Genomic DNA, 20299 nt, shown 5'->3' on the forward strand with positions numbered 1-20299 from the left:
TTATCGGGCCATTTTGTGGCCCGCGACCGCCCGCGGAATGCCCGCCAGGTCGGCCTTGGGGCTGGTTGTGCACATTAACCCCGCAGCCACCATAAGCGCCTGGATGGGGCCGCTTTGGCCCTCTCCGGCCTCCACAACCAGGACGGCGCCTGGGGCCAGAAGCACCCCCGCTTGGGGAATCAGCGCGCGGTAGGCATCCAGCCCGTCGGCACCGCCATCGAGTGCAGTCAGGGGATCGTGCTTCCTGACCTCTTGGTCCAGATGGGCGATTTCCGCCGTGCGGATATAGGGCGGATTCGAAACGATCAGATCGAACGGGCCGGCTAATCCGCTCGCATAGTCGCAGGCGACGAACGTTGCGCGCTCCGATAGTTCTGTCCGCGCCGCGTTGGCGGCGGCGGTCTGCAAGGCGGCCTCCGAAATGTCGGTGCCGAATCCTTGCGCCGCCGGCAATTCGGACAACAGCGCGAGCAGGATCGCGCCGGAGCCGGTGCCGAGGTCGGCGATGCGCAACGGACGATGGAGGCTTCCGCCGGCGCGCAGCAGTTCCAGCGCCAGTTCGACCACCGTCTCGGTATCGGGCCGCGGCACCAGCGTCGCGGCCGAGAGTTGCAGCGGCAGACCCCAGAACTCCCTCTGGCCGATAATGCGGGCGACCGGCTCGCCTGCGAGACGGCGGCGGGCGAAGCGCTCGAGGCGCGCCGATTCCTCCGGCGTGAGCTGACGCTGTGCAGACGTGATGATGCCGGTCAGGTCGAGTCCGAGCGTGTGACCGGTCAAGAGCCGTGCGTCGAGTTCGGCGGATTCGATGGCGGCGGTTTTGAGTTGCGCGGCGAGGGCGCGCCGTGCGGTTTCGACAGTGAGTTTGTTGCTCACGCCGCCGCGCCTTGCGCCGCGAGTTGCGCGGCCTGGTGCTCGGTCGTCAGCGCGTCGATCAAGTCGCCCAGCGATTCGCCTGCAATAACCTGCGGCAATTTGTAGAGCGTCAGGTTGATGCGATGGTCGGTGACGCGGCCCTGCGGGAAATTATAGGTGCGGATGCGCTCGCTTCGGTCGCCGGAGCCGACCTTCTCCTTGCGATCGGCGGAGCGCGCGGCATCGACGCGCTGGCGTTCGGCGTCATAGATGCGCGAGCGCAGGATATTCATCGCGGAAGCGCGGTTCTTATGTTGTGAGCGGCTGTCCTGCATCATGACCACGATGCCGGTCGGAATATGCGTGATGCGGATCGCCGATTCGGTCTTGTTGACGTGCTGGCCGCCGGCGCCTTGCGCGCGCATGGTCTCGATCCGCAAATCCTCGTTCTTGATGTCGACATCGACATCCTCGACCTCGGGCAGCACCGCTACCGTTGCCGCCGATGTGTGGATGCGCCCCTGCGTTTCGGTATCGGGCACGCGCTGCACGCGGTGCACGCCGGATTCGAATTTCAGCTTGGCGAAGGCGCCGCGGCCCTGCACCTCGGCGATGATTTCCTTGAAGCCCCCGACGGTGCCTTCCGAGGCCGAGATCACCTCGACCTTCCAGCCCTGCAAGGCGGCAAACCGCTCATACATCCGGAACAGGTCGCCGGCGAACAGCGAGGCCTCGTCGCCGCCGGTGCCGGCGCGGATTTCCAGCATCACGTTGCGGTCGTCCATGGCGTCCTTGGGCAACAGTGCCACGCGGATCTTCTGCTCCAGCTCGGCTATGCGCGCCTGCAGCGACTCCAGCTCGGCTTCGGCCATGCTGCGCATTTCGGGATCGGTGGCAACATCAGCCAGCAGCGATTCAGCGCCCGCGATCTCGGCCCGCGCCGCGCGATAGGCCTTTACGGCGTCGATCAGCGGATTGAGTTCGGCGAGCTCGCGCGTGATCTGGACATATTTTTCGGAGTTCACTTGGCCAAGCAGCTCGGCCTCGAGCGAAGCGTGGTGGGCGAGCAGGATATCGAGTTTGGCTTCGGGTAGCATGGCGTTGTTCTCAGGCGGCGAATGCGGAAAGGCGGCGTTGACGGGACAGAGCCTCGCTACAACGACAGCCCCTCGGCTTCCGCGAATTCCGTCAGCTTCTGCCGGATCGAGACGCTACCGGCCGGTGCGTCAAGCAGCGGCATCATGACAGCCTCGGCCTTCTTGGCGTCGAGGTCGAGAATCATCGCCTTCACCGGGCCATGGCCGGTCGCCGACAGCGACAGGGAGCGGTAACCCAGCGCAATCAGCGCCAGCGCGCCGAGCGGCTTTGAGGCCATCTCGCCGCACAGCGACGCCATCTTGTTCGCCGCCTGCGCCTTGCGCACAATGTCGCGCAGCGCCCGCAAGATCGGCGCCGACATGGTGTCGAAGCGATCGGAAACTTTCGCGTTGCCGCGGTCGACCGCGAACATGAACTGGAACAAGTCGTTCGACCCGACCGAAACGAAGTCGACCTTCTTCAAGAGTTCGTCGAGCTGGTAAAGTAGCGCCGGCACTTCCACCATGGTGCCGACGTCGATGCGTTCCGGCAGCGCATGACCGTGCTGGCGCAGATAGGTCAACTCGCGCTCGACGATGGCCTTGGCCTGGTCGAATTCGGCGACATCGGAAATCATCGGAAACATGATCTTCAGCGCGCGGCCGCCGCCGGCCCGCAGCAGCGCGCGAATCTGGCCGCGCAGCAATCCCGGCCGGTCGAGCCCGAGCCGAATGGCGCGCCAGCCGAGCGCGGGATTTTCCTCGGTCACGGCCTCCATATAGGGCAGCGCCTTGTCGCCGCCGATATCGAGGGTGCGGAACGTGACCGGCTTGGTGCCGGCGGCATCGAGCACGGTGCGATAAAGCGCGAGTTGGTCAGAAGAGCGCGGCAGGCTCTGGCCGACCATGAACTGCAACTCGGTGCGGAACAGACCGATGCCGGCGCTGCCGGTGTCGTCGATATGCGGCAGGTCGATGACGAGACCCGCATTGATCATCAGTTCGACCTTCTGGCCGTCCTTGGTCACGCAGGGCAGGTCGCGCAGCGCGGCATATTGCGCCTGGCGGCGGGCGCGGAACCGCACCCGCTCGGCATAGGCCGATTCGATCTCGGCCGAGGGGCGGATATAGATCGAGCCCGACGTGCCGTCGACAATGATAGGGTCGCCCGGATCGGCAATGCCGGGCGCGTTCGGCACCTCGCCGACGGCGGGAATGCCGAGCGCACGCGCCACGATCGAGACGTGCGAGTTGGCGGTGCCTTCCTCCAGCACCAGTCCACGCAGCCGCTTGCGGTCGTAGTCGAGCAGCGCCGCCGGGCCCATCGCGCGCGCGATCAGGATGGCGTTTTCGGGAAGCTGTTCGCGCGAGGGCGCATGATCCTGTCCGACCAGTTGCCGCATCAGGCGATGGCCGAGGTCTTCCAGGTCGTGCAGGCGGTCGCGCAAATAAGGATCGGTCGAGCGCAGCATGCGGGCGCGGGTATCGGACTGCACGCGTTCGACGGCGGCTTCCGCCGTGAGGCCGGTGGCGACCGCCTCGTGCAGCTTGTGCGACCAGCCATGGTCGTTGGCGAACATGCGGTAGGCTTCCAGCACCTCGCGGTGCTCGCCGCCTTCGGCAACGTCGCCGCGCTCCAGCATGCGGTCGAGATCGGCGCGCAGCTTGGCCAGCGCCGCATCCAGCTTCTTGATTTCCTTCGGCAGGTCTTCGGCGATGTAATTGGTGATGACGACGCGCGGCTCGTGCAGGACGACATGGCCGAGCGCAATGCCGTCGGAGAGGATCGCACCCGTTTTGTGCAGGGAATGCCGCGCCGCCGGTTCCGCGCCGGGCTGCGCCAGCGCCGCCAGTTCGCCGGAGGCGATCATCTCCGCCAGCACCATGGCGGTGGTCTGCAGCGCCTCGACCTCTTCCTCGACATAGGTGCGCTTGGCGCGGTTCTGCACGACAAGCACGCCGAGCGTGTTGCCGGCGCGCAGGATCGGCACGCCGAGGAACGAATGGTAGATTTCTTCGCCGGTCTCCGGGCGGAACGAGAACGCCGGATGGCTTTGCGCGTCGGAGAGATTGAGCGGGCTCGCCTCGCTCGCAACCAGGCCGACGAGGCCCTCATGCGCGTTCAGCACGGTGCGGTGCACTGCGTCGCGGTTCAAACCCTCGGTGGCATAAAGTTCGAGCGTGTTATCGATGCGCAGCACGTAACAGGAGCAGACCTCGGCCACCATGTTGGCCGCGATCAGCACCACGATCTTGTCCAGGCGCTCCTGGGCCGAGACCTTCTCCGCCATGGTTTCGCGGAGCCGTCTCAACAAGACGCGGGGACCTCCCGACGTGCTCCGCATATGCTGGTATCCTCCCCCGCGAGGCCCGCCCGCCGGGTGGCCGGTAGCTGGCGTGAAACACACGAAATACTACAATTTTATTCATTCGGCGCTGCCGCAGGCACGTGATCCCCGCCGAATCGGGATCGCCAAAACCTTGGTGCAGTTTGCGGCAACCCACCTCACAGGCCGTATAGCCAATCGAGGCTTGCTTTGCCAAGCAAAACGCCTGCCAGAAGCAATAACGTGTGTGTCAGGGCCGATGCTGCGCCCGCGAAGCCGAGATCCGCCAAACCAGGCCGGTTTGGCGATCCACGATGCGCTAAATTTGAGAGAAAATCGTGCTAGGTCTGATCCAGCCCGTAGAGCGTGTGCAGCGTGCGCACCGCGAGTTCGGTGTAGGCGGCATCGATCAGCACCGAGAACTTGATCTCCGAGGTGGTGATGGCGCGGATGTTGATGTTGCGCTCGGACAGGGCCTTGAACGCCTTCGCCGCGACGCCGGCATGGCTGCGCATGCCGCTGCCGATCACCGAGACTTTCGACACGTCGGTGGCGCTGTCGAGCCGGGCATAGCCGATCTTGCCCTTGGAGGAGGTGATGGTGTCGCGGGCGCGGTTATAGTCGGAGGCCGGAACGGTGAAGGTGAGGTCGGTGGTCTTGCCGTCCTCGGACACGTTCTGCACGATCATGTCGACATTGATATTGGCATCCGCCAGCGGGCCGAAGATCGCGGCGGCGACGCCCGGCTTGTCCTCGATCTGGCGGAGCGAAATCTGGGCTTCGTCCTTGGAGAAGGCGATGCCGGTGACGACGTGGCTTTCCATGATTTCCTCCTCGCTGCAGATCAGCGTGCCCGGCGGGGTGCCGTGCGGGTCGATATCCTCGGGCTTGTCGAAGCTGGAACGGACGAACACGGGCATGTTGTGCACCATGCCGAGTTCCACCGAACGCACCTGCAGGACCTTGGCGCCCAGCGAGGCGAGTTCCAGCATGTCCTCGAAGGCGATCTTGTCGAGCCGCCGCGCCTTGGGAACCACCCGCGGATCGGTGGTGTAGACGCCGTCCACGTCGGTATAGATGTCGCAGCGGTCGGCCCGGATGGCGGCGGCAATCGCCACCGCCGAGGTATCAGAACCGCCGCGCCCCAGCGTGGTGATTCGGTTGGTTTGCGGATTGATGCCCTGGAAGCCGGCGATGACGGCGACTTCCTTGCGATCGCCGAACCGGTTGATGATTTCCGTACCGTCGATATCGAGAATGCGCGCCGACGCGTGGGCATCGGAGGTCTTGACCGCGATCTGCCAGCCCTGCCAGGAGCGGGCCTGGATGCCCATGCCCTGCAGCACGATCGCGAGCAGGCCCGAGGTCACCTGTTCGCCGGATGCCACCACGGCGTCATATTCGCGCGCATCATGCATCGGCGAGGCATCGCGGCACCATTCGACCAGTTCGTTGGTCTTGCCGGCCATGGCCGAGACGACGACGGCAACATCATGTCCGGCGTCGACTTCGCGCTTGACGTGACGTGCGACGTTGCGGATTCGGTCGATATTGGCGACGGACGTGCCGCCGAATTTCATCACGAGGCGGCCCATGACGACGCGTGCATTCCCTGTGAGGATAAGTTAGGTGACCCGCACGGAAAGTGGAGCGCCCGGGTCGAAAGCGGCGTATACATAGCAGCGCGGTCCGGGGCAAGCACCCCCGGTTCCGTTTTCGACCCAAAATGGCGCAAATTGCTGTGGTAGCGGGTTAATTCAGGGCGAGCGTATGGGCCGGTATATCGACGAAATCCTGCAACCCGGCGAGAAGGTGCTGTATTCGACCAACGCGCACTGGATATTTTTCTTGCCGGCGATCATCGGCTGGATTGTGGCGGGCGTATTCCTGGTGCTCTCGGGTATGGTGCCAGCGGGCCCATCCGTCCTGATCTGTCTGTCGCTGGCGGGGATATCAGCCATCGCTGCGTTGTACAAAACCGTCACCGCCTGGTTCCATCGATGGACCACCGAGACCGACGTCACCAATTTCCGTGTCGTCCACAAGACCGGCTTTGTTCAGCGGCAGACGTTCGAGATGAGTGTGGACAAGGTCGAGAGCGTCGACGTCAACCAGAGCATCCTCGGCCGCATCCTCAACTACGGCGACGTAACGGTCTTGGGAGTCGGCGAGGGTGGCAAGACCCTCGACACCATTGCTTCGCCGCTGGCATTTCGCAATGCCATCACGGCGCGACCGGCCGGCACGTAAATCATGGCCATGCAGCAAAATTCTTCCGCCGGCCGTTCCGCCACCGGCTCGACCGTGGACCCGGCCGAGGTCGCGAAATTCTCAAAACTGTCCGACGAGTGGTGGGACCCCAGGGGCAAGATGGCCCCGCTGCACAAGATCAATCCGCTGCGGCTCGGCTATATCCGCGATGCCGCATGCCGCAAGTTCGAGCGCAATGCCCGGAGTCTGAGCTGCCTGTCGGGCCTGCGGATCCTCGATATCGGCTGCGGCGCGGGCCTGTTGTGCGAGCCTTTGACGCGGCTGGGTGCGCAGGTGATCGGGATTGATCCGTCGGCGACCAACATTGCCGCCGCCAGGCTGCACGCCGACAAGGGCCATCTGTCGATCGACTATCGCTGCGCCACCGTCGAGCAGATGGACCACCGCGAGCGCTTCGACATCGTGCTGGCGATGGAAGTGATCGAGCATGTCACCGATGTCGGCGCGTTCCTCACCCGCTGTGCGGCAATGGTCAAGCCGGGCGGGTTGATGGTGGTCTCGACGCTGAACCGGAACTGGAAGAGCTTTGCGCTCGCGATCGTCGGCGCGGAGTATGTGCTGCGCTGGCTGCCGCGCGGTACCCATCAATGGGACAAGTTCGTCACGCCGGACGAGCTTGCCCAGCATCTCGCCAACAATCGCCTCACCATCACCGAGCAGGCCGGCGTGGTCTACAACCCGCTCGCCGACCGGTGGAGCATCTCGTCCGACATGGACGTGAACTACATGGTGGTGGCGGAGGGGGTGTAGTCAGCTCCGACTGTCGTCGTCCCTGCGTTCGCAGGGACGACACCGATTTTGCGGCGCGCAATCCAGTCATGACGCCGCTTCGGTTGACCTGACCCATCCCGCCCGGCACGGTGCGGCAGCTCCCCGCCGGTATTCCCGATGCTCACCATCGCCTCGCTCTGGATTCCCTTCACCCTCATCGCTGCGCTCGGCCAGGTCGCCCGCAATGCGATGCAGCGGTCGTTGACAGGGCCGCTCGGGACCTGGGGCGCCACCAATATCCGCTTTCTGTTCGGTTTTCCGTTCTCGGTTATTTTCTTTGCGGTCGTCGTGGCGGTGACCGACGACCCCGTGCCGTGGCCGACAGCGGTGTTCTGGCCGTGGCTGTTACTTGGTGCGCTGAGCCAGATCGTCGCCACCGGCCTGATGCTGCTGGCGATGAACGATCGTTCGTTCGTGGTGACGACGGCCTATCTGAAGACGGAGGCGATCCAAACCGCGATCTTCGGCTTCATCTTCCTCAGCGATCATCTGACGTTCCTGAAGGTGGTCGCTATCCTGATCGCGACCATCGGCGTGGTCATCACCGCGCTGCGGCCGGGCGGCGAAAAAGGCTTTGCCGAGTTGAAGCCGACGATCGTCGGTCTCGTCGCCGCCGGCTGCTTTGCGTTGTCGGCAATCGGCTTCCGCGGCGCGATCATCACCGTGCCCGGCGTCTCCTTCGTCACCGCGGCGTCCTACACGCTGGTGTTCGGCCTGTTCGTGCAGACACTGGTGTTGACGATCTATCTGCTCGCCCGCGCCCCCGAAGTGCTGATGAAGATTTTCGGGCTGTGGCGGCCCTCGATGCTGGCGGGCTTCATGGGCGCGTTCGCCTCGCAATTCTGGTTTCTGGCATTTGCGCTGACGGCGGCTGCGAACGTGCGCACGCTGGCGCTGGTCGAGGTGCTGTTCGCGCAGGGCGTTGCGTATTACTCGTTCAAGCAGCCCATTTCGGCACGCGAGTTGTCGGGGATCGTGCTGATAGTGATCGGCGTGGCGCTATTGGTGGCGGCGTGATTCAAGCGGCCCCGGCCGTCATTGCGGGCGAAGCGAAGCAATCCATAGCTCAACAAGCACGAAGATGGATTGCTTCGCTTCGCTCGCAATGACGGGAGGACGGGAGCGTCAATTCCTGTCGTCCGGCAGCACCGGCAGCGGGGAGACCTCGACGCCTTCATCGATCAGCGCGCGCGCCTCGTCGGGTGAAGCCTCGCCATAGATCGGGCGATGCTCGATATCGCCGTAATGCATCTTGCGCGCTTCGTTGGGAAAGCGCTCGCCGACATTGTCGGCATTCTTGACGATGTGATCGCGCAATTCCTTCAGCTTGGCGCGCAACTCGCGCTCCTGCGCCATCAACAGCGGCGTCGAATCGGATGCCGTCGCCTCCGCAGGCGCGGCCGGCGCGGGCGCGGCCTGCTCGCGGCCCTTCTTGCTGACGATCTGCGGAGCCATGATGGCGCGCTCGACCTTCACCGAGCCACAATTCGGGCAGCTCACCAGCCTGCGCTTTTCCTGGCTTTCATACGCCGCGGAGCTTTGAAACCAGCTTTCGAAAGCATGGCCCTTCTCGCAGCGAAGGTTGTAGCGGATCATGCCGAACCCCGGACCAGATGCAGATGCTCCGGGCCGGCCTTGGGGTCGGCGATGCCGAAGCGCCTGCCATGCTGCAGCGACGGCACGGCCTTCCGCGCTGTCTCCACCTTGGATGTGTCGATCTTGGCGAGGAACACGCCGGGCTCGACGCCGCCCTCGGCGAGAATTTCGCCCCAGGGCGCGATGATCAGCGAATGCCCGTAGGTCTCGCGCTTGTTCTCGTGCATGCCGGCCTGCGCGGCGGCGAATACGAAGCAGCCGTTCTCGATGGCGCGGGCGCGGAGCAGCGTGTGCCAATGCGCCTCGCCGGTCTTCCTCGTGAACGCGGAAGGGACGGTGAGGAACGATGCGCCGGCTTCGGCCAAAGCCCGGTAGAGCGCGGGAAAGCGCACGTCGTAGCAGATCGTCAGTCCGATGCGGCCCCACGGCAGATCGGAGATCACCGCGGTTTCGCCCGGCTGGTAATTGGCTGACTCGCGATAGCTCTCGCCGCCGGGCAGGTCGATATCGAACATGTGGATCTTGTCGTAGCTGGCGAGAAGATTGCCGTCGGGCCCGATCAGGAACGAGCGGTTGACGGCGCGCTCCGGCGAATAGCGCAGCGCCAGCGAGCCGATATGGAGATGAATCTTCAGTTCAGCGGCCAGCGCGCGATAGGCTTTCAGCGAGAGATCGTCTGCTTCCGAGGCGAGATGCTCGAACAGCGCCTTGCGGTTCAGTTGCATCATGTTGCTTACTTCGGGCGTGAGCACATAGTCCGCACCCTGGGCCGCGGCCTCGCGGATCAGCCTGGTGCCCTGCTCGAGGCTCGGCTCAGGCAACAGCCCGGTGCGCATCTGCACCATGGCGGCGGTGAAGGTGGAACCAGCGCTCATGAGGAGGCCTTTTCTCCCGCCAGCAGTGAGTCGAGCTTGCCCGCGCGGTCCAGCGCATACAGCTCGTCGCAACCGCCGACATGGGTTGTGCCGATGAAGATCTGCGGAAAGGTCGAACCGTGGCCCGCGCGGTCGTACATCTCTTCGCGATAGGCCGGGTCGGTGGCCACATTCAGCTCCGTGAACGCGGCATTCTTGCGCGTCAGCAGCGATTTGGCGGCGGTGCAGTAGCCGCAGCCCGGACGGGTATAGATTTCAATGGCAGTCATGGCGCGCCCTGATTTGGCAAGTGTTTGAATTATATGGGAGCCCGGTGGCTGTCCACAACCCGCGCGAATACCAGCACGTCGACCTGCGCAGCCTTGGCGCGGAGCAGCGCGCGGGCACAGGCGTCGGTGGTGGCGCCTGACGTCAGCACGTCGTCGATCAGGATAACGCGGCGACCCTGGATATCAGCCATGCGATCGGCGGCGACCTTGAAGGCGCCCTGCACATTGCTGGCGCGCTGTGGCCGCGACAGACCGATCTGCTGCTCGGTCGCGCGAATGCGGCGAAGCGCCTCAGCGGTCAGTTTGACGCCGGTTTGCTGCGAAATCACCCGCGCCAGCGCGCCGGACTGGTTGTAGCGGCGGCTCCAGCCGCGTCGCCAGTGCAAGGGTACCGGCACCAGCACATCGGCCTGATCAAGCAATTCCTTGCCCGCCCGGGCCATCCAGCGGCCCATCGCGGGCGCCAGATCAGTGCGGTCCTGGTATTTCAGCGCATGCACCAGGGTGCGAGCGACATCGTCATAGCGCACCGCGGCGCGGGCGCGCTGATAGGCCGGCGGATTGGCGATCGCCTCCATCGACAGCAATTCGGAGCCGGGATCATAGACAAAGGGAATGCCGAGCCGCGGACAGAACGGCGGCGCGATGAACGACAGTTTCGCCCAGCACGCCGCGCAAACGCCCTCGCCATCCACCGGTTCGCGACAGGAAACGCACTGCGTCGGCAGCGCGATGTCGAGCGCGAGCCGCGGGATCTGTGCAAACATGTCGCGGCAGGCGCCGAGCGCGCTGCGGAAATGCCTGGAGATGGAGCGTGATGGTGATGCCTCGGCGTCCATGGCGCGAGGCTAGCGCCGTGCAGCGTGCGGCTCAAGCGTGGCATTGCCAGAGATGGGCAGCCAGCGTACCAACCGGCATGGCTTCGAATCCGACGACCGCGCCGCTCCTGTTCGACCGCGCGCTGCTGCGTGCGCGAATGGACCGCGCGCGGCGTGGCGGACCGGTGACGTTTCTGCTTGATCGAGTCAGAGAGGATTTTGAAGAACGGCTGCAGGCGGTGATGCGGAATTTTGCCGATGTCGCCGATATCTGGACGCCGGGCGAATTGCTGCGAAAACCTGTTGCGGATCGTTTCCGGTCGATCACCCGCATTGATCCCGATCCATCGGAAATGCTGTCCTTGCCGCCGCAGTCTCTCGACCTCGCCGTCTCGGCGCTCGCATTCCAGTTCGTCAACGACCTGCCGGGCGTACTGGCGCAGATCCGCCGCGCGTTGAAGCCGGATGGATTGTTGCTCGCCGCGATGCTCGGCGGCGATACGCTCACCGAACTGCGGCAATCCTTTGCTGCCGCGGAAGCCGAATGCGAGGGCGGGGTATCGCCGCGCGTCGCGCCATTTGCGGATTTGCGCGACATCGGTGCGCTGCTGCAGCGCGTCGGGCTGGCGCTGCCGGTCACGGACGTCGACCGCGTCGTGGTGCGCTATGACAGCGCGTTCGCGCTGATGGCCGATCTCCGCCGAATGGGGGCGACCAATATTCTGATCGAGCGACGCCGAACGCCGACCCGCCGCGCTACCATGCTACGGATGGCGCAAGTTTATGCCGAACGTTTTTCCGATCCCGACGGCCGCATCCGCGCGACCTTCGATGTGATCTGGCTGTCCGGCTGGGCGCCGCATGAGAGCCAGCAAAAGCCGTTGCGGCCGGGGTCGGCGAAAGCGAGTCTCGAGGCGGCGGTGCAGCGGGCAAAGCGCGATTGACGCGCAATTCCCGTCGGCGAAAGCCGCGAGTGGGGCCCATTCTACTTTGCATGGGGTTGTTTTCGCGATTTTGTGTCGTGGCAGGAGCCGCCGACCACAGGCCTCACATCAGCAAATCAATCAGATGCGGGATCAGCGGAATGTCCGCGGGCGGCATTGGATAGTCGCGCAGCTTGTTGGCGCGGACCCAGGCCAGTTGCTGGCCCTCGCGGGCGATTACCGTGCCTTCCCAGCGCCGGCAGATATAGAGCGGCATCAACAGATGGAAGCTGTCATAGGCGTAGCTGGCAAATGTCAGCGGCGCGAGGCACGGCTCGCTGACGTCGATGCCAATCTCTTCATGCAGTTCGCGGATCAGGGTTTGCTCCGGCCGCTCGCCGGGCTCGACCTTGCCGCCGGGGAATTCCCAGAGGCCAGCGAGCGCCTTGCCTTGCGGGCGCTGCGCGATCAGCACGCGCTTGTCGGTATCGACGAGGGCGCAGGCGACGACGAGGGTAAGCTTGATGTCTGCCATGCGCCGCTGTCTCGCTTAGGACCGGTAGTCGCCGTTGATCGCGACATATTCCTTGGTGAGGTCGCAGGTCAGCACGCGGTCGCGGCCCTTGCCGAGGCCAAGCGCGACCTTGATCTGGATCTTCGGGTTCTTCATCACCTCGGAGACCTCAGCCTCGTTGTAGGACGGATCGCGCGCGCCGCTTTTGGCGACGCGAATGCCGTTGAACGAGATCGAAAGCTTGTCGCGGTTGGCGGGCTCGCCGGCCTTGCCGACCGCCATCACCACGCGTCCCCAATTGGCGTCCTCGCCGGCGATCGCGGTCTTCACCAGCGGTGAGTTCGCGATCGACATCGCGATCTTGCGCGCCGAGGTCTTGGTGGTCGCGCCTTCGACGACCACCTCGACCAGCTTGCGCGCGCCCTCGCCGTCACGGGCGACCTGTTCGGCCAAATTCGCCAGCACCTCGTGGAAGGCTTTCGCGAAAGCCTTCAGGCGCGGATCGCTGGCGCGGCTGATCTTCGGCGCCCCGTCGGCCGCAGCCGCGCCGGTGGCGAAGGCCAAGAGCGTATCCGATGTCGAGGTGTCGCTGTCGATGGTGATGGCGTTGAAGGTGTCCTCGACGCCGCTCTTGAGCAGCGACTGCAGCACGGCGGACGAGAGCGGCGCGTCGGTGAAGACAAAGGACAGCATAGTGGCCATATCGGGAGCAATCATGCCGGCGCCCTTGGCCATGCCGTTGATGGTGACCTTGGCCTTGCCGAGCTTCACCGTGGCGGTTGCGACCTTCGGGAAGGTATCGGTGGTCATGATCGCCTTCGCGGCGTCCATCCAGTGGTCGGGTGTGGCAGTGTCAGCCAGTGTCCCCAGCACGCCGTCGAATTTGGTGGCGTCCAGCGGCTCGCCTATCACGCCGGTGGAGGCGAGGAACACGTCGGAGGTCGAGCAGCCGACTGCCTTTGCTGCGGTTTGCGCGGTCAGCGCCGTCGACTGCTTGCCGGTCTTGCCGGTGAATGCATTGGCATTGCCGGAGTTCACCACCAGCGCGCGAGCCTGTCCGCGGCCGAGCTTGGTGCGGCACCACTCCACCGGCGCGGAGGGGCATTTCGATTTGGTGAAGACGCCGGCGACCGTGGTGCCCTTGTCCATCACCGCGAGCAGCACGTCGGTACGGTTCTTGTAGCGGATGCCGGCGGCGGCGGTCGCGAGCTTCACGCCCGAAATCGCGGGCATGTCGGGGACATCGGTCGGGGCGAGGGGAGAGACGGAAGCGGACATGCGAGCACCTTGTTCGACCAGGTCAACCGTAGCCGGGGCTGTCAACTCGTCCCCAGACATGAAACGGCCGGGCGCTTCGGCCCGGCCATGACAACGGTAAATACTATCGGTCTCGAAGAAGTGACAGCGATTTTTTACTTCTTCGCCGGCGCCATCTTGGAATCCGCGGGCTTCGCGGCATCCGGCTTGGTGTCCGTCTTGGCGGCTTCCGCCGGCTTGTCCATGCGCTCGACCTTGGCGGCTTCGCGCAGCTTGGCGACGTATTCGGCCTGTGCCTTGCGCGTTACATAGGTCTCGATCTGCGCCTTGACCTGCTCGAAGTCGGGCGCCTTGCGGGCCCGCTTTTCCTCGACCTTGATGAGGTGCCAGCCGAATTGCGACTTCACGGGGTCGGAGATCTTGCCGGGCTCGAGCGTGAAGGCGACGGCGGAGAATTCCGGCACCATCTGTTCCTTGGTGAAGAACCCGAGATCGCCGCCATCGGAGGCGCCCGGATCCTTGGACTTCTTCTTCGCCAGCTCGGCGAAATCGCCGCCCTTCTTCAACTCTTCCGCGATCGCCTTGGCCTCGTCCTCGGTCTCGACCAGGATGTGCCGGGCGTGGACTTCCATTTCGCCAGTGATCTGCTTGGCGGCCTCCTCATAGACCTTCTTCATGGCCTCATCGGTGGTCGCAGCCTTGCCCTCGGTGGCGAGCAGGCTGTCCATCAGCAGGCGGCTGCGGGTGAAGGCCAGGCGCTTCTTGAAGTCTTCGGAATTCTCAACCTTCTTGTCCTCGGCGGCCTTGGCGACGATCTTCAGGTCGATCAGGAAGGCCAGCACATTGTCCTTCTTGGTCGCCGGATCCATCTGCGCGAGGCTGGGGCCGAGTTCCTCCTCCGCGAGCGCGACGTCGCTCTGGCGGATCTCCACGCCGTTAACCTTGGCGAGAACGGGGTTGTCCTGGGCACGAACCGGCAGGCTGGCGGCCAGAATCGCAGCCAGGCAGGCCGTTGCGGCCAAGGTGGCCGTGCCGAAGCGCAGGCCGGTTTTCGTTTCCGGGAACGAGGTGGTCATGGAAAATCCTTGTCTTGAAGAAGGGGGCGGCAAAGGCGGCGGGACACTCGCCCAATCATGCGGCCTTGGCAACGCGAAAAGTCTGTCAAAATGATGAATTCCCTGACAGATGGACCCACGTTGACAAGGCCCCAACCCAGCCATATCTGTGCCGGAACCTCCAGCGGCGATAGCGCTTATTTTGCTGCGTTTTTTGCTGTTGAACCTTGGATTGCTTAATTCCCACTCATTAGGCGGATGGCCCCCGGGAACGGGGTGTTTGCCGCGATGCGTCACGGTGAGTTGATAGGCAACTTGGTGGACCACGTCACGGCGCAACGCAAGTAACGGCAAAGGCAGGATTGGCATGATCGGCGCGCTCGCCCGCAAGTTTTTCGGCTCCGCCAACGACCGGCGGGTTAAGGGGTACCAGTCCCGAGTCAACGCCATCAACGCGCTTGAGCCCGAGGTCTCGAAACTATCGGACGAGGCGCTCAAAGCCCGTACCGCCGAATTCCGCCAGCAACTCGCCGAGGGCAAGACGCTCGACGACATCCTGGTTCCGGCCTTCGCCACCGTTCGCGAGGCCGCCAAGCGCACTCTTGGCCAGCGCCATTTCGACGTCCAGTTGATCGGCGGCATGGTGCTGCACGAGGGCGACATCGCCGAGATGAAGACCGGCGAAGGCAAGACGCTGGTGGCGACGCTGGCGGTCTATCTGAACGCGCTCGCCGGCCGCGGCGTCCACGTCGTCACCGTCAACGATTACCTCGCCCGCCGCGATAGCGAATGGATGGGCCAGATCTACAATTTCCTCGGGCTCACGGTCGGCGTGATCGTGCACGGCCTCGATGACGCCGAGCGCAAGGACGCCTATTCGCGCGACATCACCTACGGCACCAACAACGAATACGGTTTCGACTATCTGCGCGACAACATGAAGTACCGGCTGGAGGACATGGTCCAGCGCGGGCACTATTACGCGATCGTCGACGAAGTCGACTCGATCCTGATCGACGAGGCGCGCACGCCGCTGATCATCTCCGGCCCGCTTGACGACCGTTCGGACTTCTACAACACCATCGACACCTTCATGCCGAGGCTGGAGAAGAAGACCGACTACGAGGTCGACGAGAAGCAGCGCACGGTGACGCTGACCGAAGGCGGCATGGAGAAGATCGAGACGCTGTTGCGCGACGCCGGCCAGCTCAAGGGCGAGTCGCTCTACGACGTCGAGAACGTCTCGGTCGTGCACCACGTCAACCAGGCGCTGCGTGCCCACTCGCTGTTCACCCGCGACAAGGACTACATCGTCCGCGACGGCGAAGTCGTGATCATCGACGAGTTCACGGGACGCATGATGCCCGGACGGCGCTATTCCGAAGGCCTGCACCAGGCGCTGGAAGCCAAGGAGCACGTCCAGGTCCAGCCGGAAAACCAGACGCTGGCCTCGATCACCTTCCAGAACTATTTCCGCATGTACGAAAAGCTGTCGGGCATGACCGGTACGGCCGCGACCGAAGCCGACGAACTGTTCGACATCTACAAGCTCGAGGTCGTGGAAATCCCGACCAATGTGCCGGTGGCGCGTCTCGACGAGGATGACGAGGTCTACCGCACCCAGAACGAGAAATACGCCGCGATCCTGGCGGAGATCCAGCGCGCCAATGCGCGGCTGCAGCCGGTGCTGGTCGGCACCGCCTCGATCGAAAAGTCGGAAGTGCTGGCCGATTATCTGAAAAAGAACGGCTACAAGCAGATCGATTTCGGCGGCGAATCCGGCATGGAGAAGCTCTATGCCGCGGCGCGGGCCGGCAAGCCCGCAAAACTGTTCGCAGTACTGAACGCGCGCTTCCACGAACAGGAAGCCTATATCGTCGCCGAAGCCGGCGTGCCCGGCGCGATCACGATCGCGACCAACATGGCCGGCCGCGGTACCGACATCAAGCTCGGCGGCTCGCTCGAGATGCGGATCCAGCAGGAGACCGCCAACATTGCCGACGAGGCCGAGAAGGCCAAGAAGATCGAACAGATCAAGGCCGACGTCGAGCGCTTCCGCGAGATCGTGCTGAAGGCCGAGGAAGTGGTGGAGGTCGAGCCAGCCAAGGGTTCGAAGCCGGCCAGGACCGTGACCAAGCCCGGCGGGCTCTACATCATCGGCTCCGAACGCCACGAATCCCGCCGCATCGACAACCAGCTCCGCGGCCGTTCCGGCCGCCAGGGCGACCCGGGCCGCTCAAAGTTCTTCCTGTCGCTGGAAGACGACCTGATGCGGATCTTCGGCTCCGACCGGCTCGACAGCATGCTGCAGCGGCTCGGCCTGAAAGAGGGCGAGGCCATCATCCATCCCTGGATCAACAAGGCGCTGGAGAAGGCGCAGCAGAAGGTCGAGGCCCGCAACTTCGACATCCGCAAGAACCTGCTTAAATTCGATAACGTCCAGAACGACCAGCGCAAGGTGATCTTCGACCAGCGCATCGACCTGATGAAGGACGACAGCGTCGCCGAGACGGTTGCCGACATGCGTCACGCCTTTGTCGACGACGTCGTCGCCAAGCACGTGCCCGAGCATGCCTATGCCGAGCAGTGGGATGTCGCCGGCCTCAAGGACGAATTGAAGCGCGTGCTCGATGTCGATCTGCCGGTCGACGAGTGGGCCAAGGAAGAGGGCATCGCCGACGAGGAATTGCTGGCGCGCATCGAGAAGCATGTCGACGAGCGCATGGCGGCCAAGGTCGCGCAATGGGGCCCCGACGTGATGCGTTACGTCGAGAAGACCATCCTGCTGCAGACGCTGGACCACCTCTGGCGCGAGCATCTCATCATGCTCGACCATCTGCGCCAGGTGATCGGCCTGCGCGGCTACGGCCAGCGCGATCCATTGCAGGAATACAAGTCGGAAGCCTTCAGCCTGTTCGAGGCGATGATCGCGCATCTGCGCGAGGCGGTGACGGCGCAATTGATGCGCGTCGAGATCGTGCCGCCGGAAGAGCAGCAGCCGGTGCTGCCGGCGATGGAGGCGCACAAGTTCGATCCCAATACCGGCGAGGACGAGATGGCGTTCGCCAAAGCTTCGCTGGTGCCCCAGGTCGCGGCTGCCGATCGCGATCCGAAAAACCCCGCCAGCTGGGGCAAGGTCGGCCGCAACGAGGATTGCCCCTGCGGCAGCGGCAAGAAGTACAAGCACTGCCACGGCAAGTACGGTTAGGTTCGCGCTGAATCAGCAGGGTGGGCAGAGGCGCTGCAGCGCCGTGCCGCAAGACGCAATCGAATCTTGGATGGTGGGCACGCTTGTGCGTTGCCCACCATATGATTCCAATTCAATAGCTCCGCTGTCTTCCCCACGACAACATTGCTGGCAGGTCATCGCCCGCACCAATGTTTGATGATGATGTTCGACAGCCGCCAGCACCATTGCCGGCGACATCACCGAGCATTTAGCCTCCGGGCGGCTTGTACGAGCCACGAAGCTGGACCGCTTTTTGCCGGACCTGCATGATTTCGTCCTGCGTCCACAAGCGAGTGAGGTGCACATTGTGGATGGCGCCGGAGGCGACCACCGTGCCTGATATCGCCGGTGCCGAATTGGGATCGGGCACATCGAAGATGACGAGAACGCCGGGCCCTTCGGCCGCGGTGCTATACATCGAGATCAATTTGCCGCCGGCAGCTTCGATCAACTTCTTCGCTGCTTCGTAGCGACTGACGGTGGGATTTTCCAAAATGCCGGTGAGGGACTTTGGGGTGTATTGCGCCGTCATACAGAAATGCATGATGTCCTCCTGTCAGGGCGTGTTTGATCGATGAGGCGTTCGCCTCTCTTCCAGCTCAAATGAAAAACGAGCCGGCACAAAACCTGGAGATGAAGGATTTCGGCCCCGCCGTGGGCACGAGGCCGCTGATACTCCGACGGGCCTTCGGCACTGCCCGCTGGCGGCCTGTCATCAGGCTACATCAACTTCGCCGTTTCGGCCAACGATCACCTGAGGTGAGACGCTGCGGGTGATCTGGTACCGCTTCAGTTCAGGGGCTGGCGCTGGATCGCCGGCTTTCGCTGGCATGACAGTTTTCGCTGTGTGCAGTGAGAGCGCGTCGCGCTTCCTACTTCACCGCCCCGAAGCGGCTGTCGAACGAGTTCGTCGACATGATCGGCGCCGAGCCCGAGACTTGATTGTCCTTGGCGGCCGTAGCCGGAGCATCCGACAGCGACGGCTTCAGCGGCGGGCGGGTTGTTGCGGCAGCGTGCTTGGTGTCGGGCTTCGGTGCCGTGGTCTTGGGCGCGGACGCTTCAGGACGCGGCGGCTGCTTGACCTCGGCCGCCTTCGGCTTTGACGGCGGCGTGCTGGCGGTGGCGTCGGCTGCGCCGCCGCCGAACCCGACCTTGCGAGCGAGATTGGAGAACCACCCATCATTTTGGTTCGTGGCTGCCGGCGCTGCATTCGCCACCCGTGTCGGGGCGGGGGCAGGTGCGGCGGCCGGCGCGGCGACCAGCTTCGGCTGTTCCGGCGCGCCCATCAGCAAATTCTCGGACGGGGCCCGATCGGCGGGGGCTTTCGGCGGATTGACGTGGGAAGGAACGGTGCCGGGCGCCCGTGCCATCAGCGACAGGCTCGAGCCATCGCCGGGTTCGGAAAGACCGGTGCTGCCCTCGGGCACGCGGGCGGCGAACACCCGGTGCATGCCGCCGTCGATACCGGTGTTGGTCCGCGCCACCGGTGTTCCCTTGGCGATCAGGCGCGCGGTCTCGGCGAGGTCGGTGGCCTGCTTATCGCGCACGGCGTTGGCAATTTCTTCGGGGATTACATAGGCCGGGCACTTGGCCGAAGCATCGAACACCAGGTCACGCGTTGCGTTCGGCGGCTTGGCTGCATCGAACACGTATTTCTTCTCGCAGAAATCGACCTTCGGCTCTTGCTTGGTCACCTCGAAATGATCATTGCCTTCCTTGATCATTTTCCAGAACGGCATGTTCGGGTTGTTACGGTGCTTGGCCATGTTGGCCGGCGTCATCTTGAACGGATAGGCCTGCAACTGGAACGATTTCTGGCCGCCGAAGAAGGATTCGCGGCCCAGCGAATAGATTTCCGCGATCTGCTCGTCGGTCATCGCGTAGCAGCCGCGCGAGGAGCAGTCGCCATGCACCATCAACTGTGAGCCGGTGCGTCCCAGCGCCTTGTCGAATGCGTTGGGATAGCCGGTGTTGAAGGAGAGATAATAGGCCGACTGCGGATTCATCTGCGCCGGCGAGATCGAATAGAAGCCTTCCGGCGCCTGGCGGTCTCCTTCCTTGATCTTGGGACCGAGATCGCCCGACCAGCGGCAGATCGGGTAGGTCTTCAGAAGCGCGAAACGGCCGGAGCGGTCCTGCTTCCAGATCTCCAGTTCCGCTTCCTGCTTGAACAGGCGGACCAGGATCGGGGATTGCAGATCCATGTCCTTCGCCGTCATGTCGGCGACCAGCTTTGGCGGGACGGGCTGGTTGGCCTTGGCGTTATTGGCGAGCGACATGTCCTCGCCATTGCAGCCGGCTAGCAATGCGCCCGTGCCTGCGAGGGCAGCCGACGTGACGAGCGCGCGAACCAGCGACCGGTTAATCAAAGGCTAAGCTCCACACCCACCGGACATTTTCGCACCCCAAATCACAGCGAACATGCCCTGAAGCCATTGCGTAAAATAGTATCCTTTGACCTTC

18 protein-coding genes are annotated in these 20299 nt (G+C 64.0%); 5 read left to right on the plus strand and 13 right to left on the minus strand.

All coding sequences use genetic code 11. From position 1 onward, the window contains the following. The 4 genes from prmC to ACH79_RS12360 all read right to left on the minus strand — a co-directional run bounded on the left by prmC (position 1) and on the right by ACH79_RS12360 (position 5853). Positions 1-876 (minus strand): peptide chain release factor N(5)-glutamine methyltransferase, encoded by an 876-nt coding sequence (gene prmC / locus ACH79_RS12345; protein ID WP_161851263.1) that lies wholly within the window; start codon positions 874-876, stop codon positions 1-3. Further along, entirely contained in the window at positions 873-1952 is a 1080-nt protein-coding gene (gene prfA / locus ACH79_RS12350; protein WP_161851264.1) for a peptide chain release factor 1, read from the minus strand. Before prfA ends, prmC begins: the two co-directional genes overlap by 4 nt. Positions 1953-2008: 56 nt before the next feature. Next, positions 2009-4276, minus strand: coding sequence for a phosphoenolpyruvate--protein phosphotransferase (gene ptsP, locus ACH79_RS12355; RefSeq protein WP_161851265.1), 2268 nt, complete (start codon positions 4274-4276; stop codon positions 2009-2011). 323 nt (positions 4277-4599) lie between these two features. After that, positions 4600-5853 carry an aspartate kinase gene (locus ACH79_RS12360; protein ID WP_161851266.1) on the minus strand — a complete coding sequence of 418 codons (1254 nt, stop codon included), beginning with the start codon at positions 5851-5853 and terminating at the stop codon, positions 4600-4602. A 175-nt stretch (positions 5854-6028) separates the two neighbouring features. On the opposite strand from ACH79_RS12360, the gene ACH79_RS12365 reads away from it, so the two are divergent. The 3 genes from ACH79_RS12365 to ACH79_RS12375 all read left to right on the plus strand — a co-directional run bounded on the left by ACH79_RS12365 (position 6029) and on the right by ACH79_RS12375 (position 8317). Further along, entirely contained in the window at positions 6029-6508 is a 480-nt protein-coding gene (locus ACH79_RS12365) for a PH domain-containing protein (protein WP_161851267.1), read from the plus strand. A 3-nt stretch (positions 6509-6511) separates the two neighbouring features. Further along, positions 6512-7279: a bifunctional 2-polyprenyl-6-hydroxyphenol methylase/3-demethylubiquinol 3-O-methyltransferase UbiG gene (gene ubiG / locus ACH79_RS12370; protein ID WP_161851268.1), complete on the plus strand. Its 768-nt coding sequence runs from the start codon at positions 6512-6514 to the stop codon at positions 7277-7279. A 138-nt stretch (positions 7280-7417) separates the two neighbouring features. Next, positions 7418-8317: an EamA family transporter gene (locus tag ACH79_RS12375; protein WP_161851269.1), complete on the plus strand. Its 900-nt coding sequence runs from the start codon at positions 7418-7420 to the stop codon at positions 8315-8317. Between the two features lie 108 nt (positions 8318-8425). On the opposite strand, the gene ACH79_RS12380 is transcribed toward ACH79_RS12375, so the two are convergent. From ACH79_RS12380 to ACH79_RS12395, 4 genes are read right to left on the minus strand one after another with little or no spacing between them, the layout of a single operon-like run. Further along, entirely contained in the window at positions 8426-8896 is a 471-nt protein-coding gene (locus ACH79_RS12380) for a DUF1178 family protein (protein WP_161851270.1), read from the minus strand. After that, entirely contained in the window at positions 8893-9771 is an 879-nt protein-coding gene (locus tag ACH79_RS12385; RefSeq protein WP_161851271.1) for a carbon-nitrogen hydrolase family protein, read from the minus strand. Before ACH79_RS12385 ends, ACH79_RS12380 begins: the two co-directional genes overlap by 4 nt. Beyond that, the gene (gene grxC, locus ACH79_RS12390; RefSeq protein WP_161851272.1) at positions 9768-10040 is read right to left on the minus strand and encodes a glutaredoxin 3; all 273 of its coding nucleotides are present in this window, start codon (positions 10038-10040) and stop codon (positions 9768-9770) included. Before grxC ends, ACH79_RS12385 begins: the two co-directional genes overlap by 4 nt. Positions 10041-10069: 29 nt before the next feature. Beyond that, positions 10070-10879 (minus strand): ComF family protein, encoded by an 810-nt coding sequence (locus ACH79_RS12395; protein ID WP_161851273.1) that lies wholly within the window; start codon positions 10877-10879, stop codon positions 10070-10072. 77 nt (positions 10880-10956) lie between these two features. Between ACH79_RS12395 and ACH79_RS12400 the strand changes: the two genes are divergently transcribed. After that, positions 10957-11802: a methyltransferase domain-containing protein gene (locus ACH79_RS12400; protein WP_161851274.1), complete on the plus strand. Its 846-nt coding sequence runs from the start codon at positions 10957-10959 to the stop codon at positions 11800-11802. Positions 11803-11905: 103 nt separating this feature from the next. Here the strand turns inward: ACH79_RS12400 and ACH79_RS12405 are convergent, their stop codons facing one another. The 3 genes from ACH79_RS12405 to ACH79_RS12415 form a co-directional block, all read right to left on the minus strand. Continuing rightward, a complete protein-coding gene (locus ACH79_RS12405; protein WP_057840427.1) occupies positions 11906-12316 on the minus strand; it encodes a (deoxy)nucleoside triphosphate pyrophosphohydrolase in 411 nt (136 codons plus the stop codon). 15 nt (positions 12317-12331) lie between these two features. Continuing rightward, positions 12332-13573, minus strand: coding sequence for a bifunctional glutamate N-acetyltransferase/amino-acid acetyltransferase ArgJ (argJ, locus tag ACH79_RS12410; protein ID WP_161851275.1), 1242 nt, complete (start codon positions 13571-13573; stop codon positions 12332-12334). A gap of 134 nt (positions 13574-13707) precedes the next feature. Then, complete coding sequence (locus ACH79_RS12415) at positions 13708-14628, minus strand: peptidylprolyl isomerase (RefSeq protein ID WP_161851276.1); 921 nt, start codon at positions 14626-14628, stop codon at positions 13708-13710. Between the two features lie 346 nt (positions 14629-14974). On the opposite strand from ACH79_RS12415, the gene secA reads away from it, so the two are divergent. Further along, positions 14975-17815, plus strand: coding sequence for a preprotein translocase subunit SecA (secA, locus tag ACH79_RS12420; RefSeq protein ID WP_161851277.1), 2841 nt, complete (start codon positions 14975-14977; stop codon positions 17813-17815). A gap of 229 nt (positions 17816-18044) precedes the next feature. Here secA and ACH79_RS12425 read toward each other — a convergent pair whose 3' ends face one another. After that, entirely contained in the window at positions 18045-18380 is a 336-nt protein-coding gene (locus tag ACH79_RS12425) for a GYD domain-containing protein (protein WP_161851278.1), read from the minus strand. 328 nt (positions 18381-18708) lie between these two features. Further along, positions 18709-20205, minus strand: a complete 1497-nt coding sequence (locus ACH79_RS12430; RefSeq protein ID WP_161851279.1) for a murein L,D-transpeptidase family protein — start codon at positions 20203-20205, stop codon at positions 18709-18711. Positions 20206-20299 lie beyond the last annotated feature (94 nt).

This window comes from Bradyrhizobium sp. CCBAU 051011, assembly GCF_009930815.1.
Lineage (GTDB): Bacteria > Pseudomonadota > Alphaproteobacteria > Rhizobiales > Xanthobacteraceae > Bradyrhizobium.

Excerpts from the sequence above, each read along its gene's own strand:
- prfA (WP_161851264.1), bottom strand. The coding sequence starts at position 1,952 with ATGCTACCCGAAGCCAAACTCGATATCCTGCTCGCCCACCACGCTTCG.
- ptsP (WP_161851265.1), bottom strand. The coding sequence starts at position 4,276 with ATGCGGAGCACGTCGGGAGGTCCCCGCGTCTTGTTGAGACGGCTCCGC.
- ACH79_RS12360 (WP_161851266.1), bottom strand. The coding sequence starts at position 5,853 with ATGGGCCGCCTCGTGATGAAATTCGGCGGCACGTCCGTCGCCAATATC.
- ACH79_RS12365 (WP_161851267.1), top strand. The coding sequence starts at position 6,029 with ATGGGCCGGTATATCGACGAAATCCTGCAACCCGGCGAGAAGGTGCTG.
- ubiG (WP_161851268.1), top strand. The coding sequence starts at position 6,512 with ATGGCCATGCAGCAAAATTCTTCCGCCGGCCGTTCCGCCACCGGCTCG.
- ACH79_RS12375 (WP_161851269.1), top strand. The coding sequence starts at position 7,418 with ATGCTCACCATCGCCTCGCTCTGGATTCCCTTCACCCTCATCGCTGCG.
- ACH79_RS12380 (WP_161851270.1), bottom strand. The coding sequence starts at position 8,896 with ATGATCCGCTACAACCTTCGCTGCGAGAAGGGCCATGCTTTCGAAAGC.
- ACH79_RS12385 (WP_161851271.1), bottom strand. The coding sequence starts at position 9,771 with ATGAGCGCTGGTTCCACCTTCACCGCCGCCATGGTGCAGATGCGCACC.
- grxC (WP_161851272.1), bottom strand. The coding sequence starts at position 10,040 with ATGACTGCCATTGAAATCTATACCCGTCCGGGCTGCGGCTACTGCACC.
- ACH79_RS12395 (WP_161851273.1), bottom strand. The coding sequence starts at position 10,879 with ATGGACGCCGAGGCATCACCATCACGCTCCATCTCCAGGCATTTCCGC.
- ACH79_RS12400 (WP_161851274.1), top strand. The coding sequence starts at position 10,957 with ATGGCTTCGAATCCGACGACCGCGCCGCTCCTGTTCGACCGCGCGCTG.
- ACH79_RS12405 (WP_057840427.1), bottom strand. The coding sequence starts at position 12,316 with ATGGCAGACATCAAGCTTACCCTCGTCGTCGCCTGCGCCCTCGTCGAT.
- argJ (WP_161851275.1), bottom strand. The coding sequence starts at position 13,573 with ATGTCCGCTTCCGTCTCTCCCCTCGCCCCGACCGATGTCCCCGACATG.
- ACH79_RS12415 (WP_161851276.1), bottom strand. The coding sequence starts at position 14,628 with ATGACCACCTCGTTCCCGGAAACGAAAACCGGCCTGCGCTTCGGCACG.
- secA (WP_161851277.1), top strand. The coding sequence starts at position 14,975 with ATGATCGGCGCGCTCGCCCGCAAGTTTTTCGGCTCCGCCAACGACCGG.
- ACH79_RS12425 (WP_161851278.1), bottom strand. The coding sequence starts at position 18,380 with ATGCATTTCTGTATGACGGCGCAATACACCCCAAAGTCCCTCACCGGC.